Source organism: Bradyrhizobium sp., from assembly GCF_036735945.1.
Classification (GTDB): Bacteria; Pseudomonadota; Alphaproteobacteria; order Rhizobiales; family Xanthobacteraceae; genus Bradyrhizobium.
In genome coordinates, this window is the sequence record NZ_DAINNI010000102.1 from 1 (window position 1) to 17000 (window position 17000).

The following is a 17000-nucleotide window of genomic DNA, read 5'->3' on the forward strand; positions in this document are numbered from 1 at the left end:
TGGTGCTCAAGCCCGCCAACGAGACCCCGCTGACCGCGCTGGCGCTGGTCGCGCTTGCGGAGAAGGCCGGCGTGCCGAAGGGCGTGTTCAATATCCTGACCGGCAATTCGTCGGCGATCGGCAAGGTGCTGTGCGAGCATCCCGCCGTGCGCTTCGTCGGCTTCACCGGCTCGACCGAGGTCGGCAAGATCCTCTATCAGCAGGCCGCCGTGGGCGTGAAGAAGCTTGGCCTCGAGCTTGGAGGCAATGCGCCGTTCGTGGTGTTCGACGATGCCGATATCGATGCGGCGGTGGAAGGCGCCATCGTGTCGAAGTACCGCAACATGGGCCAGACCTGCGTCTGCGCCAACCGCATCTACGCGCAGGAGAGGATCTACGACGAGTTCGTCGAGAAGCTTTCGAAGAAGGTCGCGGCGATGAAGATCGGCGACGGCACCGAGCAGGGCGTGGTGCAGGGCCCGCTGATCAACATGGAAGCGGTCGACAAGGTCGAGAAGCACATTGCCGATGCGGTCAAGGGCGGCGCCAGGATCGTCACCGGCGGCAAGCGCCATGCGCTCGGCGGCAGCTTCTTCGAGCCGACCGTGCTGTCGAACGTGAAGCCGGATGCGCTGGTCGCGCATGAGGAAACGTTCGGGCCGTTGGCGCCGGTGTTCCGCTTCAAGGACGAGGCCGACGTGGTTGCGATGTGCAACAACTCGCCGTTCGGCCTCGCGTCGTACTTCTATTCGCGCGATCTCGGCCGCGTCTGGCGCGTCGCCGAGGCGCTGGAGTCAGGCATGGTCGGCGTCAATACCGGTCTGATCACGACAGAGGTCGCGCCGTTCGGCGGCGTAAAGGAGAGCGGCCTCGGCCGCGAAGGCTCGCATCACGGCATGGAAGAGTATGTCGAGATCAAGTACGTGATGATGGCGGGGGTGTAGCTTCCGTCAATCGCTCGCATCGCCCGCGAACGCGCCGTGACGTCCGACGCCGGAGGCGAAGCGCGTTGCGCCCGACAGCGTTTCGCCCGAGGCGATGACTTCGAGGCCGCCGCGCATCTCGTTGCTGATCGCTTCCTCCTCGGAAAGGTCCCATTGCCGCAGCGCCGACAGCCGGTCGGCGCGCAGGCATTTTTGCGGGAAGGCCGCGATCTCCCTGGCAAGCGCAATCGCCTGCGCGCAGGCCTCGCCACGGCCGACGACGCGGTTGGCCAGTCCCATCCGCAGCGCCTCCTGCGCGCCGACCGGGCGTCCCGTGAGGATCAGGTCGATCGCCTGCGAATGGCCGATCAGCCGCGGCAGGCGGATGGTGCCGAGGTCGATCAGCGGCACGCCGAAGCGGCGGCAGAAGATGCCGAAGGTGGCGTCGTCGGCGACCACGCGCATGTCGGCCCACAGCGCCAGCTCCATGCCGCCGGCCACCGCAAATCCCTCGACCGCGGCGATCACGGGTTTCGACAACCGCAGCCGGCTCGGCCCCATCGGCGCAATCGTGTCGAAGCCGCCGAGCTCCCGCTTCTTGTTGGGATCGCCGGCCGCCACTGCCTTGAGGTCGGCGCCGGCACAGAAATAGCCGCCGGTGCCGGTGAACACGGCAACGGATGCGCTCTCGTCAGCGTCGAAGGCGAGAAAGGCGTCGTACAATTTTCGCGCGGTCGCGCCGTCGACCGCGTTACGGCAATGCGGGCGATTGATGGAAACGATGGTCACGGGGCCATCACGTTCGACGAGCACGGTGTCGGCTTCGGTCATGTCGGCGCTCCCTGGATATTGTTTCCCGGAAGCTTGGCACTAGACGCGAGGGTGACGCAATGACGACGGTTAGATTTTCAACTCATCCCCGGTCACGCGGCGATAGGCTTCGAGATAGCGCTTGCTCGTCGCATCGACGACGCGCTTCGGCAGCGGCGGCGGCGGTGCATCGCCGTTCCAGCGGCCGGCTTTGCGTTCGGCGTCGAGATAGTCGCGCAGCGGCTGCTTGTCGAAGGAGGGCTGTGGCCGGCCGGGCTTGTAGACGTCGGCGGCCCAGAATCGCGAGGAGTCCGGCGTCATCACCTCGTCGATCAGGATGATGCGGCCGTCGGCTGCGCGGCCGAATTCGAACTTGGTGTCGGCGATGATGATGCCGTGATGACGGGCGATCCGCTCGCCGAAATTATAGACGGTGCGGGCCATGCTCTCGAGCTTCTCGGCCACGCCGTCGCCGACGATCTCGCGCACGCGCGCCACCGTGATGTTCTCGTCATGGCCGGTCTCGGCCTTGGTCGCCGGACTGAAGATCGGCGCGTCCAGCTTCTCGCTCTCCACCAGGCCGGGCTTGAGCTGCTCGCCCGCGAGCGTGCCTGATGCGGCATACTCCTTCCACGCGGAGCCGGAGATGTAGCCGCGGATCACGCATTCCACCGGAAAGACGTTGGTGCGCTTGCACAGCATCGCACGGCCCAGGATATCGGCGCGGTGGTCCTTCAACGCCGGCACCTCGCGGATGATCTCGTCGGCGTCGGCGCTGATCATGTGATGCGGCACCACGCCTTCGAGCTGGCGGAACCACCAGGCGCTGATCTGCGTCAGCACCGCGCCCTTCATCGGGATGGTCTCTGCCATGACAACGTCGAACGCGCTGATGCGGTCGGTGGTGAGCAGCAGGACGCGGTCGTCGCCGACGGCGTAGATATCGCGCACCTTGCCGCGGCCGATCTGTGGCAGGGGCAAATCGCTGGCGAGCATCGCGTTCATCGGGTAAGGCCTTCAGGCAGGCGCGCGCAGGAATGCGCGCGCGGAAACACGAAAGCGGAGCAATAGCTCACTCCGGCAGCGGAATGAACTCATGTTCTTGCGGGACGGCGGCAAACCGGCCGGTTTTCCAGTCCTGTTTGGCCTGCTCGATCCGCTCCTTGCTGGATGAAACGAAATTCCACCAGATGTGGCGCGGCCCTTCCAGCGCGTCGCCGCCCAAAAACATCATTCGTGTCGGCCGCAACGCCTTCACCGTAATGCGGTCGCCGGGCCGGAAGATCAGGAGACGCGGCCCCTCATAGCGCTCATTCGCGATCTCGACCTCGCCGTCGACGAGGTAGATCGCGCGTTCCTCGTGATCGGGGTCGAGCGGCACGCTGGTCCCGGCCTGCGCGGTCACCTCGGTATAGAACCATGGCGAGACCATGCTGACCGGCGATTTTACGCCAAAACCGCTTCCCGCGATGATGCGCGCGGTGAAGCCGTTTTCCCTGACCGTCGGCAACGCCTCGGCGGCGTAATGCTGGAACGACGGCGCGATCTCCTCCGAACCTGCCGGCAGCGCGATCCAGCTTTGCAGGCCGAGCATCATCTGGCCGTCGCGGCGCTGGACATCGGGCGTGCGTTCGGAATGAGCGATGCCGCGCCCCGCCGTCATCAGGTTCATCGCGCCGGGCTGGATCTCCTGGATGTTGCCCTCGCTGTCGCGGTGCATGATCGAGCCGTCGAACAGATAGGTGACGGTGGCGAGCCCGATATGCGGATGCGGCCGCACGTCCATCCCCTTGCCGGCCATGAATTGCACGGGGCCGAAATGATCGAAGAAGATGAAGGGCCCGACCATCTGCCGCTTGCCGTGCGGCAGCGCGCGGCGGACCTCGAAGCCGTCGCCGAGGTCGCGGGTGCGCGGCACGATGATGAGATCGAGCGCGTCGCAGGTTCTGGGATCGCCGAGCACGGGATCGTTGGAGGGCTGCCAGCTCATGGGGGACTCCTTGTGACGTTTTGTTGGATCATAGCAGGAATTGCAGGATCGCGTCCAAATGCCTCAACATGTCGTCCCTGCGAACGCAGGACCCATACTCCGTGTCCTATTGTTTGGCACTAATGACAGATATCGTCTCCAACAATCGACAACGGTGGTTATGGGTCCCTTGGGCTCACAGGGACGACGTAGGATAATGACCCGATGATCCCTCCGCTCAAGCCCGGCGCCAAACTGCTGAAGGTCGATGGTCCCGTCATCGAGACCGAACGCCTGATTCTTCGGCCATGGCGAAGCGACGACATATCAGCGAATACGGCGATGCTTTCCGATCCCGGCACCGCGCGCTACATCACGCCTGACGGTATCGCGATCACCACCGAGATCGGCGGCTGGCGCAACGCCGCCGTAATATCGGGGCATTGGGCGCTCCACGGTTTCGGCATGTTTGCCGTCGAGGAGAAATCGAGCCGCCGCTATATCGGCCGCGTCGGGCCGTGGTGCCCGCCGGGTTGGCCGGGTTTTGAAGTTGGCTGGGGCATCGACCGCGCATGCCGCGGCAAGGGCTATGCGGTGGAGGCCGCGCGGGCATCGATCGACTGGACGTTCGCGACCTTTGAGATCGACGAGATCATCCATTGCATCGAGGCCAGCAACGAACCGTCAAAGAACGTCGCACGGCGGTTGGGAGCAAGGCATGATGGCGAAGTCGATCTGTCTGGCAAAACCAATGAGCGCTGGGTGACCCCGCGGGCGGCGTGGAAAGGCTGATCCTCGGCCGCCGATAGGGAAGAGCATACGAATCTCCCCTCTCCCACAAGGGGAGAGGGCTGCACCGTCGATGTGGCGCAGTATTACTGGCGCCCCAGTTGCGTGGCCTGCTCGACGCGATCGAACCTCTCGAGTGAAAGGATCGCGTCGGCGAGCTGGTCGGCGCGGCCGTTCAGCACCGGGCGAGCGAGCGTGAGGAATTTCTGCTGCATCGCCTGCGCATCCGGGAATGTTTCCGGCTCGCCGGAGGGATCGGCGTAGAGCCGCTCGTGCACGCCGTCCTCGGTGGTGATCGAGACGCGCGCACCAAAGGGATGCGTGCGGCCGACTTCGAGGCGATCGTCCTGCACCACATCGAACTTGTCGGCGAGCGTATTGATCGCGACGTCGCCGAGCCGTTCGTAATCGTCCCAGCCGAAGCTGCCCTGGTCGAGCGCCAATGCCCCGGTAAAGAACATCGAGAACTGACCGCCGACGATCGAGGTCGGATGCCGCTTGGTGGCGGCGTCGCCGGTCAAGGTGATGCCGTTGCGATGCAGGCCGATCTCGACCCGCTTGATCTGGTCCGGGGTCAGATTGTGCTCGCGGCGCATCGCGATCAGCGCGTCGAGCGCCGCATGGGTATAGCGGCAGCTCGGATAGGGCTTTACGCCGATCCGCAGCGTCTCGTAGGTCTTGCCGAGGCCGGCGGTCGCCTTGTCGGGATGGGCGTCGTCGCTGTAGCCGACGAGCAGGCCGTGCTTGCCCTCGACCGACTCACTCGAGCCGACAAAATTGTTGCGCGCGAGCGTCGCCGCGATCACGCCGTTCATCGCGGCGGCGCCGACCTGATAGCGCTTGTTCCAGGCGCCATTGACCAGGAACTGCAATGAGCCGGCGGCCTGGCTGCCGGAAACGCCGAACGCCGAGATGAGCTGGTCCTTCGAGAGGCCGAACAGCTTTCCGGCGGCGGCTGCGGCGCCATAGGTTCCGGCCGTCGCAGTCGGATGGAAGCCGCGCGCATAATGCGAGGTTGGATCGAGCGCGTTGCCGAGCCGGCAGCACACCTCATAGCCGGCCACGATCGCGGTCAGAACGTCGCGCCCGGAAGCGCCGACCATTTCACCGACCGCAAAGGCGGCCGGCACCACCGGGGCGCTGGGATGCAGTGAGGAGTCGGCATGGGTGTCGTCGAAATCGAGGGAATGGCCGAGCGCGCCGTTGAGCAGCGCGGCGACCGCGGGCGTCCATGTCTTGGAATCGCCGAACACGGTGGACTCGCCCTTGCCGTCCAGCGCCAGCGCTTCCAGCATGTTGAGCAGCGAGGGGGTGGATTCGGCGTCGCGCCGCGCCCGGATCGCGCTGCCGAGGAAATCGAGCGTCAGCACCTTGGCGCGCGCCAGTACCTCCGGCGGAATGTCCGCAAATTTCAGGTCGGCGACATAGGCGGCGAGCGTTGCGGTTTCCTGGGCCATCGTGTTTCCTCGTTTTGCCTGGCAGGGTAGGCGGGCCGAAACGACCTTTCAAGCCGCCTTCCCGTCGCGGCCCTGCCCTGACTTGATGTCGTCTAGCACAGGCGGGACGCGCGGATTCTGGAATGCGGCGCATGATGGCCTTCGCAAAACGCATGCTTGGCTCGCTCCAAAGCCGCAAGACGCAACTGGCGCTCGCGGTCAGGCTGGCGGTCGCCGCGGTCGCGGCCTATGCGATCGCCCGCGCGCTGCACCTGATGCTGCCGCTATGGGCGGTGCTGACATCGCTGATTGTCACCCAGATGAGCGTCGGCCGCTCGCTGAAGGCGACCCGCGATTACATGCTCGGCACGATCGGCGGCGCGGTCTATGGCGGCGCCATTGCGGTGCTGATCCCGCATTCCGGCGAGGGTGGATTGCTGGCGCTGCTGGTGCTCGCGGTTGCGCCGCTGGCCTTCGTCGGCGCAATCAACCCCAGCCTGAGCACCGCCACGGTAACGGCCGTGATCGTGTTGCTGGTCCCGGCGATGAACCATGCCAACCCGATGGATTCCGCGATCGACCGGCTCTTTGAAGTCACCGTCGGGGCGCTCACGGGGCTTCTGGTCTCGTTCCTGGTGTTGCCGTCCCGGGCGATCAGCCAGATCCGTGTCAATGCGGCGAGGATTCTGGAACTGCTGGCTGCCGCCTTCGCCGAATTGCTGGCGGGACTGACGCGCGGACTGGATAACGACGCCTTGCACCGAATCCAGGATGGCATCGGCACGGCGGTGGCCAACCTTCATGCGACAGGTCTGGAAGCCGAGCGCGAGCGCACGGCGCGCCTGTCGTCGGGGCCGGACACCGGCCCGTTGCTGCGCACGCTTCAGCGGTTGCGCCACGACGTCGTGATGATCGGGCGCGCCAGCGTGGTGCCGCTACCCGTCAACGTGCAGGCAAGGCTGGCGCGGCCGCTTGCGGACGTCAGCAGGGCGATCGTCGACTATATGGGCGCGGCGGCGCTGTCCCTGCGAAGCGGCAGCGGCGCCGCGGATATTCAGCCGGTGGATGCTGCATTGCAGGCCTATGCCGCCGAAGTCGCCTCGATACGAAGCGAGGGACTGATCCGTGGCGTCCCCGCCGATGTCGCGGAGCGGTTTTTTGCGCTTGGTTTTTCGCTGGAGCAGATGCGGCAAAATCTGAACGATCTCAATCGCTGCCAGGTCGACTGGGGCGAGAAACCGGCCGGTGCAAAGGCGCAGTCGAAATAGATGGCGAGAGGCGTCGGCCGCGGTTCATGCGCCGCCCGTCAGGCGGCAACCTGTCGCAGCAAGGCCGGCACGATCAGCCGGTGAAACGGCATGATGATCGCAAGATAAGTCCGGCCGAGCCAATTATGCGTCCTGACCACCGTCGTGGCGGTGACCTGCCTGACTCCGCCGGGCGCCGTCACATCGACCACGACGCGAAAGTCGAGATGGCGGTCGTTGAAGCCGGCGATCAGGCGGTCCGGCGTTTCGCTCACGACAGGAAAGATCCCGATCATGTCGCGGGGCGCGTCCGCACGGCCCGAAGTTTTCAGCCCGAGCGGTGCGAGCAGCAGATTGCGCAGCGATACCAGCGCCTCGGCCCAGCGCGGCTGCCGCGCCATCATCCGCTCCGCGGCGCGGCGGGCGTCGAGATCGCGGTCGCCGGCTTCGATGCAGAAGGCGTCGGCGAATTGCGCGCCGGCCAGCAGCGCATCGGCGTCGACGGCAGGTTTGATCTCGCGGACGATCATCAGAAGGTGAGCTTGGCCGTCAGCCGACGGAAGCGCAAGAGCAGAAGCACGGCGTACACCGCGGTCCCGACCGACAGCCCGATCCAGACGCCGACCGCGTCCCACGACGTCCGGAAGGCGAGCCAGCAGGCGCAGGTGAACCCGATCAGCCAATAGCTGAGAATCGCGAACGAGAGCGGCACGCGGGTATCATTCATGCCGCGCAGCGCGCCTGCGGCGACGGTCTGGATGGCGTCCGCGATGAAGAAGGTCGAACCGACCAGCAACAGCGTCACGGAGAGTGCGGCGGTCGCATCCGTGCTTTCACCGAGAAATATCTCCACGATGCCGTAACGGCCGACGATCACCGCGACCGTCAGGATCGATGCGAGCACGATGCCGAGCCAGGTCGCGACATGACCGGCACGCCGGACGGCGCCTGCGTCGCCACGGCCAATTGCATGCCCAACCCGCACGGTGGCGGCCATGCCGATGCCGAACGGCACCATGAACAGGATCGCGGCGACCTGCAGCGCGATCTGGTGCGCGGCCAGCGCGCTCGTGCTGATCAGGCCCATCAACAGGCCGGCGGCGCCGAACAGGCCGTATTCCAGCAGGAACGAAAACGAGATCGGCGCGCCGACGACGATCAGTTTCCACATCAAGGGCCAGTCGATGCGCCAGAAATGGCCGAACACGTGATATTTCCGGAACGGCCGGCGATAGGCGGCAAACCACACGGCCGCAAGGAAGGTGCCGACATTGACGATCGAGGTCGCCAGTCCCGCGCCGAACAGGCCGAGTCGCGGCAGGCCGAACGCGCCAAACAGCAGGATGTAGACCAGCAGGGCATTGGCCGGAATCGCGGCCAGCGTGATCCACAGGACCGGCTCGGGCCGATTGATCGCGCTCATGAAGCCGCGGATCGCCATGAACCAGAGCGCCGGCAGGATGGTCCAGACCAGTCCGGCGAGATATTCCTGCGCCATATGCGCGCTCATCGGCGCCTGACCCAGCGCCAGCAGGATCTGCTCGGCCCAGAACCGCAGCGCCATCAGCGGCAGCGAAATCAACAGCGCGGCCCACAGGCCGACGCGCAGCGATCGCCGGATCATATGCGGGTCGCGTGCGCCGAAAGCCTGCGCGGCGAGCGGCGCGACCGCGGAGACCAGGCCCATGCCGAAGGTGAAGCTGACGAACAGCACGGTGTGCGCCAGCGATGCCGCGGCGACCGCCTCGCTGCCGAGCCGCCCGATCATCGCAAGATCGGTCGTCATCATCGCGATCTGCCCGAGCTGGGTCAGCGCGATCGGCACCGCAAGCTTCAGCGTCTCGGCAAGCTCGATCGCGAGATGCCGGCCGGGAGCGGCCGCGGAAGCCGGCGGCGCGGCTTGTGCGCGTTCAATCTTGTCGAGCGAGGTCATTGCTGGAGACTATCACGGACGGAGGCCGAAAGGGCGACGGCGCGGTGCGCCTATCCGCCCGTTCGCGCCGGCACGCGTGTGATCTTCGCACCGAGCGCGTTGAGCCGCTCCTCGATGCGCTCATAGCCGCGCTCGATCTGGTCGGCATTGTTGATGGTCGAGGTGCCCTCTGCGGCAACCGCCGCCAGCAGCATGGCCATGCCGGCGCGGATGTCCGGCGAGGTCATCACCGAGCCGCGCAGCCGGCTCGGGCCGGCGACGATGGCGCGATGCGGGTCGCACAGCACGATGCGTCCGCCCATCGCGATCAGCTTGTCGACGAAGAACATCCGCGACTCGAACATCTTCTCGAACATCAGGATCACGCCGTCGCATTGCGTCGCCGTCACGATCGCAATCGACATCAGATCGGCCGGGAAGGCCGGCCAGGGCTGGTCCTCCAGCTTCGGGACATGGCCGCCGAAATCGTCGTGGATCTTCATGGTCTGGTTGGACGGCACGATGAGATCGTCACCCTCGACGCCGCAGACGATGCCGAGCCGTTCGAAGCCCATCCGGATCGATCGCAGATGCTCGACGCCGGCCCTGGCGATGCGCAGCGGCGAGCGCGTCACCGCGGCGAGCCCGATCAGCGAGCCGACCTCGATGTGGTCGGGCTGGATCGAATAGCTGGTGCCGCCGAGCGCCGCCGGGCCGTGCACGATGATGGTGTTGGTGCCGACGCCCTCGATCTTCGCGCCGAGCGCGACCAGGAAATGCGCGAGGTCCTGCACATGCGGCTCGGAGGCGGCGTTGCGCAGATAGGTGGTGCCGTGGGCGGCGACCGCCGCGACCAGTGCGTTTTCGGTGGCGGTGACGCTGGGCTCGTCGAGAAAGACGTCGGCGCCTTTCAGGGTCGATGCGCGGAATTCCAGCCGGTGCGTGGCGGTGACGGTGGCGCCGAGCTGCTCGAAGGCAAGGAAATGCGTGTCGAGGCGGCGGCGGCCGATGACATCGCCGCCGGGCGGCGGCAGCGCCACCTCGCCGCAGCGGGCGAGCAGCGGGCCGGCCAGCAGGATCGAGGCGCGGATCCGCGCGCAGAGTTCGGGGTCGAGGTCGGCGGCGCGGACTTCCCGCGCATGAATGGCGAGCGTGTTGCGCGCCTTCCATTCGGCCGAAGCGCCGACCGAGCGGATCAGTTCGACCAGCGTCTCGGTGTCGCGGATGCGCGGCACATTCTCCAGCGTCACCGGATGCTCGGTGAGCAGTGCGGCGGCGATGATCGGCAGCGCGGAATTCTTGTTGCCGGACGGTTCGATCGTGCCCGAGAGCCGGTGGCCGCCTTCAACGATGTACTGGATAGGCGCCACGGGCGTTCAAGGCCTCACACGTCGACATTGGCGCTGAGCGAATTATCCTGGATGAATTCGCGGCGCGGTTCGACCACGTCGCCCATCAGCTTGGTGAAGATGTCGTCGGCCTCGTCGACCTCCTTGACCTTCACCTGCAGCAGCGAGCGCTCGTTGACGTCGAGCGTGGTCTCCCAGAGCTGGCCGGGGTTCATCTCGCCGAGACCTTTGTAGCGCTGGAGTGCGACGCCCTTGCGCGCGGATTCCGTCACCGCCTCGAACAGGTCGATCGGGCCGTAAATGATCGTCTCCGCATCCTTGCGGCGGAGCTTGCCGGGCCTGGCATAGACGTCCTGCAGCTTCTCCCGGTAGTCGTGAAGCTTGCGCGCGTCGGCCGAGCCGAGGAAGGCGTCGTCAATGATCGCAACATCCTTGACGCCGCGGACGGTGCGCTCGAACACGAAGCCCTGGCCTTCGACGAACTGTCCGGTCCAGCCGCGCTCGACTTCGTCGGCCTGGTTGTCGAGCCGCCGCGTCATGTATTCGGCGGCGGCGGCGGCGGTTTCCGGATTGGTGTAGATGTCCCTGCCGAACAGCCCCGCGACCGCGGCCTGTTCGATAACCTTGCGGTTATAGCGGCTGTGCAGATTGCGCAGCACGCTTCGGATGACGCGGGCGTCTTCCACCAGCGAGAGCAGGTCGCGGCCGGCGCGCTCGTCGCCGCTGCCCGGTGTGAACACGCATTCGTCCAGGCCGACCGAGATCAGATAGTCTTCCAGCGCGCGTTCGTCCTTCAGGTACTGCTCGGATTTGCCGCGCGTCACCTTGTAGAGCGGCGGCTGGGCGATATAGAGGTGGCCGCGATCGATCAGCTCGCGCATCTGCCGGTAGAAGAAGGTCAGCAGCAGCGTGCGGATATGGGCGCCGTCCACGTCGGCGTCCGTCATCACGATGATCTTGTGGTAGCGCAGCTTGTCGGCCGAGAAGTCGTCGCTGATGCCGGTGCCGAGCGCGGTGATCAGGGTGCCGATCTGCTCTGATGACAGCATCTTGTCGGTGCGGACGCGCTCGACGTTGAGGATCTTGCCGCGCAGCGGCAGCACCGCCTGGAATTCGCGATTGCGGCCCTGCTTGGCGCTGCCGCCTGCCGAGTCGCCCTCGACGATGAACAGCTCGGACTTGGCCGGATCCTTTTCCTGGCAGTCGGCGAGCTTGCCGGGCAGCGAGGAGACGCTGAGCGGGCTCTTGCGCGTCAATTCGCGCGCCTTGCGGGCGGCCTCGCGCGCGGCGGCGGCCTGGATCACCTTGCCGACGATCACCTTCGCTTCGCTCGGGTGCTCCTCGAACCAGGCGGCCAGCGCCTCGTTGAGCACGTTCTCGACCACCGGGCGCACTTCCGAGGACACCAGCTTGTCCTTGGTTTGCGAAGAAAACTTCGGATCCGGCACCTTGACCGAGAGGACGGCCGTGAGACCCTCGCGGCAATCGTCGCCGGTCAGCGCGATCTTTTCCTTTTTCGCATTGACCTCGGCATAGCCGTTGACCTGGCGCGTCAGCGCGCCGCGGAAGCCGGCAAGATGGGTGCCGCCGTCACGCTGCGGAATGTTGTTGGTGAAGCACAGCACGTTCTCATGGTAGCTGTCGTTCCACCACAGCGCGGCCTCGACGCCGATGCCGTTGGCTTCCGACCGCACCATGATCGGCATCGGCACGATCGCCTTCTTGTTGCGATCGAGATATTTGACGAATTCCTCGACGCCGCCGTCGTAGTGCATCTCCTCGCGCTTCTCGACCGCGTGGCGCATGTCGGAAAGGGCGATGTGGACGCCCGAATTCAGGAAGGCGAGCTCGCGCAGCCGGTGTTCCAGCGTCGCGAAATCATATTCGATGTTCTTGAAGGTCTCGCTCGAGGCAAGGAAAGTGACCTCGGTGCCGCGCTGGCCCTTGCCCTCGCCGACCACCTTCAGAGGCGCGATCGCGTCGCCATGGGAGAATTCGACGAAATGCTCCTTGTCGTCGCGCCAGACCCGCAGCTTCAGCGAACTCGACAGCGCGTTGACGACGGAGACGCCGACGCCGTGGAGGCCGCCGGAGACCTTGTAGGAGTTCTGGTCGAATTTTCCGCCGGCGTGGAGCTGGGTCATGATGACCTCGGCCGCGGAGATGCCTTCGCCCTTGTGGATGTCGACCGGAATGCCGCGGCCGTCGTCGCGCACGGTGACGGAATTATCCGCGTTGAGGATCACGTCGACGCGCGTGGCGTGACCCGCGAGCGCTTCGTCGATCGCGTTGTCGACGACCTCGTAGACCATGTGATGCAGGCCGGAGCCGTCATCGGTGTCGCCGATATACATGCCCGGCCGCTTGCGTACGGCATCGAGGCCCTTCAACACCCGGATCGATTCCGCGCCGTATTCGACCGGAATTGGATGCTCAGTGTCGGCAGGGGTCTGCCGGGCAGGTTCTGTCATGTGAAGCCTTCGAGGGTGTCCCGAATCAGCTGCGCATTATGAGGCGCTGATCGGTCTATTTGTGCCATGAAAGAGGCATCGCGCCTAGCGCAATCTCTCTATCAACAAGTCTTTGAATAAATGGTGGTTTTTTACACTTTTTCAAGGTGTTCGAGGGCCGGTTTTACACACCCCGAAAAGCCCGATTCGAGGACGTTCGGGGGGCGGTTTTCGAGGGCTCCGCCTGCTCGCCGGCGAGCCTCAGGCGCGGCGGCGGACCTGGCCGGACTCGACGTCGAAAATCTCGCTGCCGGGCCCGATATCGACGAACGCCGCCGGGTCGGCTCCGGTCATCCAGACCTGTGCGCCGAGCCTTGCGAGTTCGTCGAACAGCGCCTTGCGCCTGACGGGATCGAGATGGGCGACGACCTCGTCGAGCAGCAACAGCGGCACGATGCCGGTCATCTCGGCGACCAGGGTGGCGTGCGCCAGCACCAGGCCGATCAGCAGCGCCTTCTGCTCGCCGGTAGAGGCATCGCGCGCCGGCATGTTCTTCGGCGCATACACCACCTGCAGGTCGGTGAGGTGGGGGCCGTCGAGCGTGCGACCGGCGGCGGCATCGCGCACGCGGCTCGCGCGCAGGATCTCGCGGTAGCGATCTTCCACCGCGGTGGCGGGCTCGTTGACCAGCGCGTTTTCCATCCAGCCGTCGAGCATGATCTGCGCCGAGGGAAAGGCGGAGGCCGCGCCGCGCTCCCTGAGCATCGCCGCCAGCCGCGTCACGGTCTGGCCGCGCGTGGCGGCAACCGCGACCGCAAGCTCGGCGGTTTCGCGCTCGATCGCGTCGCACCAATGGTCGTCGTAATTGCGCACTTCGAGCAGGCGGTTGCGCGAACGGAGCGAACGTTCCAGCGCCGAGACGCGGCTGGAATGCTCGCTGTCGATCGCCAGCACCAGGCGATCGAAGAAGCGCCGGCGTTCGGAAGCCGCGCCGAGAAACAGCCCGTCCATCGTCGGCGTCAGCCACACCATGCGCAAATGGTCGCCGAACGCGTTCGCCGAACCGACGGGCTCGCGGTCGATCCGGCAGCGCCGGCTGGTGGAAGCTCCTTCCGCACCCGGGGCGTCGATGCCGGTCCCGAGCGTCGCAAGCCCGAGTGCGCCCTCGACCTCGGCAGCGACCGCCCAGGAGCCGTCGCCCTGATTGTCGGCGACATCCTCCAGCGTCGCGCGCCGCAGGCCGCGCCCCGGCGAGAGAAACGAGATCGCCTCCAGGCAATTGGTCTTGCCGGCGCCGTTCGGTCCCACCAGCACTACCACATCGCCGCGCACCTGCACGCTTCCCGCACGGTAGTTGCGGAAATGCGTGAGCGAGAGGCGATGGATGCGGGAGGGGGTCATGATGAGTTGACGTCGGTCTCTCTTTCCCTCTCCCCTTGTGGGAGAGGGTGGCGCCTCACGAAGTGAGGCGACGGGTGAGGGGTTCTTACCGCTCGGCGAGCTTTACGAAAATGTCCTCCAAAACAGCAGCAGGTTGCTGCAGCACGTCGTTATTCCAGTACCGCGCTATCATAAACCCTTCTGCCACCAAGATCGCTTCCCTAGCTTCATCGCGCGTGGATGAGGCGTGCTGACTGCCGTCAATTTCAACGATGAAGCGCTTTTCGAAGCAAACAAAGTCGAGAATGAAGTTTCGGAACGGGACTTGCCGTCGAAACTTGAAACGTGCGAGCCGCCGATCACGAAGCAATCGCCACATCGCCAGTTCTGCATCGGTCGGCTCGCGCCGCATCTTCTTGGCGAAGGTGCGGATGCGTTTGGCTACAGGCCTATGATTTGGTGTTTGCGGCACGAACCCCTCACCCGTCGCCGAACTTCGTTCGGCGCCACCCTCTCCCACAAGGGGAGAGGGAAGGTTGGCGTCCTTGTCGCGAGCCTTGCTCACACCCGCATCGGCATCAGCACGTAGAGCGCGCCCTTGTTGTCCTTGTCCTGCACCAGCGTCGGCGAGCCGGGATCGGCGAGGCGGAGGACGGCGACTTCGCCTTCGATCTGGGCGGCGATGTCGAGCAGGTAGCGCGAGTTGAAGCCGATATCGAGCGCGTCGGAGGCGTATTCGACCTCGAGCTCTTCGGTGGCGCTGCCGGAATCCGGATTGGTCACCGAGAGGACCAGCTTGCCCGGGGACAATGCGAGCTTCACGGCGCGGCCGCGTTCGCTGGAAATGGTCGAGACGCGGTCGACCGCCGCCTCGAAATCCTTCTTGTCGACGATCAGTTCCTTGTCGTTGTTCTGCGGAATGACGCGGCCGTAGTCCGGGAAGGTTCCGTCGATCAGCTTCGAGGTCAGCACGACATTGCCGAGCGTGAAGCGGATCTTGCCCTGCGACAGCTCGATCTTGATCTCGGCCTCATTGTCATCGATGAGGCGCTGCACCTCGCCGACCGTCTTGCGCGGCACGATGACGCCGGGCATGCCGGTGGCGCCGGAGGGCAGCGCCAGATCGATCTGCGCCAGGCGGTGGCCGTCGGTCGCCACCCCGCGCAACGTCGCCGCCTTGGCGGTGCCGGCCGTGTGCAGGTAAATGCCGTTGAGGTAGTAGCGGGTCTCTTCGGTCGAGATCGCAAACTGCGTACGGTCGATCAGCCGCTTGACGTCGGAAGCGGCGAGCGCGAACGAGTGCGTCATGTCGCCGGCGGCAAGATCCGGAAAATCGCTTTCGGGCAGGGTCTGCAGCGTGAAGCGCGAACGGCCGGCGCGGATCGCCATCACCGAACGGTCGCCATCGGCTTCCAGCACGATCTGCGCGCCGTCGGGCAGTTTGCGGACGATGTCATAGAACATGTGCGCCGGCACCGTGGTGGAGCCGCCGGTTGCCGTCTCCGCCGCCAGGGTTTCGGTCACCTCCAGATCGAGGTCGGTCGCCTTCAGCGACAGCCTGGCATTTTCGGCGCGCACCAGCACGTTGCCGAGGATCGGGATGGTGTTGCGGCGCTCGACCACGCGATGGACGTGGCTCAGCGATTTCAGGAGTTGCGCGCGTTCGACGGTGACCTTCATTGCAATATCCGCCAGAGATGGAAAAGCCGGGCGGCCTGGAAAGGCAGCGCCGCGGCATTGGAAACCCGAAAAGCCGGATCAGGGACCGGATTTGATCAAACCCCCGGGGGGACCGCAAGGTGGCGCGGATGGCCCGCCGGTGCAAGGGAGGCAGCCGGCCGTTCCCCACTTTTGCTGCAAAAAGGCCAGCAGAAAAAAATTCTCCCGCCATCAGGGCGGGAGAGGCTGGGGAGGAGCCGGCCTGTTCCGGCTGCTAAAGCGCTGTGACGCTATTCCTGCAATTGCCGCTTCAGCGACTCGACCTCTTCGGAGAGCGCGGTGTCCCGCGACACCAGTGCCTCGATCTTGCGCACGGCGTGCAGCACCGTGGTGTGATCGCGGCCGCCGAACCGCCGGCCGATCTCCGGCAGCGAGCGCAAGGTCAGCGTCTTCGCCAGGTACATCGCGACCTGACGCGGCCGGACCACATTCGCCGTCCGCCGCGAGGACAGGAGGTCCGAGCGGCTGACGTTGTACTGCCGGGCGACCACGCGCTGGATGTCCTCGATCTTGATCCGCTTCGGTTCCTGCGGACGGATCAGGTCGCGCACCTCGCGCTCGGCCATCTCCAGCGTCACGTGCGTGTTGTTGAGCTTGGAGTGCGCGAGCAGGCGGTTGATGGCGCCTTCGAGGTCGCGGCCGTTATGGGTGATGGTGCGGGCGAGATAGTCCAGCACCGCTTCGGGGACGTCGAAGCTGGCGTGATGGGCACGGGCGGCCGCGACGCGCGATTTGAGGATGCCGAGCCGCAGCTCTTCGCCGAGCGAGCCCATCTCCACGACGAGACCGCCGGCCAGCCGCGAGCGCACGCGGTCGTCGAGGCTCTCGAGATCCGACGGCGGACGGTCGGCGGCGATCACCACCTGACGGCCTGCATCGATCAGCGCGTTCAGCGTGTGGCAGAACTCCGCCTGGGTCGACTTGCCCTGCAGGAACTGCAGATCGTCGATAACGAGCACGTCGATGCCGCGCAGCGCCTCCTTGAAGGCCAGCGCCGTCTGCGTCTTCAGCGCGGCGACGAAGCCGTACATGAATTT

Annotated in this window: 15 protein-coding genes; 3 read left to right on the forward strand and 12 right to left on the reverse strand. The window is 65.7% G+C overall.

Annotation, left to right across the window (positions count from 1 at the left end; genetic code table 11):
* Positions 1–923 (forward strand): aldehyde dehydrogenase family protein (locus V7E26_RS23335; protein WP_324420693.1); only part of this gene is annotated, 923 nt, incomplete at its 5' end.
* A 6-nt stretch (positions 924–929) separates the two neighbouring features.
* Here the strand turns inward: V7E26_RS23335 and V7E26_RS23340 are convergent.
* From V7E26_RS23340 to V7E26_RS23350, 3 genes are all read right to left on the reverse strand, one after another.
* Positions 930–1733: a crotonase/enoyl-CoA hydratase family protein gene (locus V7E26_RS23340; RefSeq protein WP_324420695.1), complete on the reverse strand. Its 804-nt coding sequence runs from the start codon at positions 1731–1733 to the stop codon at positions 930–932.
* A gap of 69 nt (positions 1734–1802) precedes the next feature.
* Positions 1803–2717: a phosphoribosylaminoimidazolesuccinocarboxamide synthase gene (locus tag V7E26_RS23345; RefSeq protein ID WP_324420697.1), complete on the reverse strand. Its 915-nt coding sequence runs from the start codon at positions 2715–2717 to the stop codon at positions 1803–1805.
* 67 nt (positions 2718–2784) lie between these two features.
* Positions 2785–3702 carry a pirin family protein gene (locus V7E26_RS23350; RefSeq protein WP_324420698.1) on the reverse strand — a complete coding sequence of 306 codons (918 nt, stop codon included), beginning with the start codon at positions 3700–3702 and terminating at the stop codon, positions 2785–2787.
* 204 nt (positions 3703–3906) lie between these two features.
* On the opposite strand from V7E26_RS23350, the gene V7E26_RS23355 reads away from it, so the two are divergent.
* A complete protein-coding gene (locus V7E26_RS23355) occupies positions 3907–4473 on the forward strand; it encodes a GNAT family N-acetyltransferase (protein WP_324420700.1) in 567 nt (188 codons plus the stop codon).
* 83 nt (positions 4474–4556) lie between these two features.
* On the opposite strand, the gene V7E26_RS23360 is transcribed toward V7E26_RS23355, so the two are convergent.
* A complete protein-coding gene (locus V7E26_RS23360) occupies positions 4557–5927 on the reverse strand; it encodes an MmgE/PrpD family protein (RefSeq protein WP_324420702.1) in 1371 nt (456 codons plus the stop codon).
* Positions 5928–6061: 134 nt separating this feature from the next.
* Here V7E26_RS23360 and V7E26_RS23365 point away from each other — a divergent pair, with 134 nt between their 5' ends.
* A complete protein-coding gene (locus V7E26_RS23365) occupies positions 6062–7174 on the forward strand; it encodes an FUSC family protein (protein WP_324420720.1) in 1113 nt (370 codons plus the stop codon).
* Positions 7175–7212: 38 nt separating this feature from the next.
* Here the strand turns inward: V7E26_RS23365 and V7E26_RS23370 are convergent, their stop codons facing one another.
* The 8 genes from V7E26_RS23370 to V7E26_RS23405 all read right to left on the reverse strand — a co-directional run.
* A complete protein-coding gene (locus V7E26_RS23370) occupies positions 7213–7683 on the reverse strand; it encodes a DUF2867 domain-containing protein (RefSeq protein WP_324420704.1) in 471 nt (156 codons plus the stop codon).
* Positions 7683–9086, reverse strand: a complete 1404-nt coding sequence (locus V7E26_RS23375; protein ID WP_324420706.1) for an MATE family efflux transporter — start codon at positions 9084–9086, stop codon at positions 7683–7685. The genes V7E26_RS23370 and V7E26_RS23375 overlap by 1 nt, the downstream gene beginning before the upstream one ends.
* 50 nt (positions 9087–9136) lie before the next feature.
* Complete coding sequence (murA, locus tag V7E26_RS23380; protein WP_324420708.1) at positions 9137–10435, reverse strand: UDP-N-acetylglucosamine 1-carboxyvinyltransferase; 1299 nt, start codon at positions 10433–10435, stop codon at positions 9137–9139.
* Positions 10436–10449: 14 nt separating this feature from the next.
* Positions 10450–12885: a DNA topoisomerase (ATP-hydrolyzing) subunit B gene (gene gyrB, locus V7E26_RS23385; RefSeq protein ID WP_324420711.1), complete on the reverse strand. Its 2436-nt coding sequence runs from the start codon at positions 12883–12885 to the stop codon at positions 10450–10452.
* 240 nt (positions 12886–13125) lie between these two features.
* Complete coding sequence (gene recF / locus V7E26_RS23390; RefSeq protein WP_324420713.1) at positions 13126–14265, reverse strand: DNA replication/repair protein RecF; 1140 nt, start codon at positions 14263–14265, stop codon at positions 13126–13128.
* 85 nt (positions 14266–14350) lie between these two features.
* The gene (locus V7E26_RS23395; protein ID WP_324420722.1) at positions 14351–14716 is read right to left on the reverse strand and encodes an endonuclease domain-containing protein; all 366 of its coding nucleotides are present in this window, start codon (positions 14714–14716) and stop codon (positions 14351–14353) included.
* An 89-nt stretch (positions 14717–14805) separates the two neighbouring features.
* A complete protein-coding gene (gene dnaN, locus V7E26_RS23400; RefSeq protein ID WP_324420716.1) occupies positions 14806–15924 on the reverse strand; it encodes a DNA polymerase III subunit beta in 1119 nt (372 codons plus the stop codon).
* Between the two features lie 269 nt (positions 15925–16193).
* Positions 16194–17000, reverse strand: an 807-nt coding sequence (locus tag V7E26_RS23405; RefSeq protein ID WP_324420718.1) for a chromosomal replication initiator protein DnaA, incomplete at its 5' end; no start/stop codon positions are given.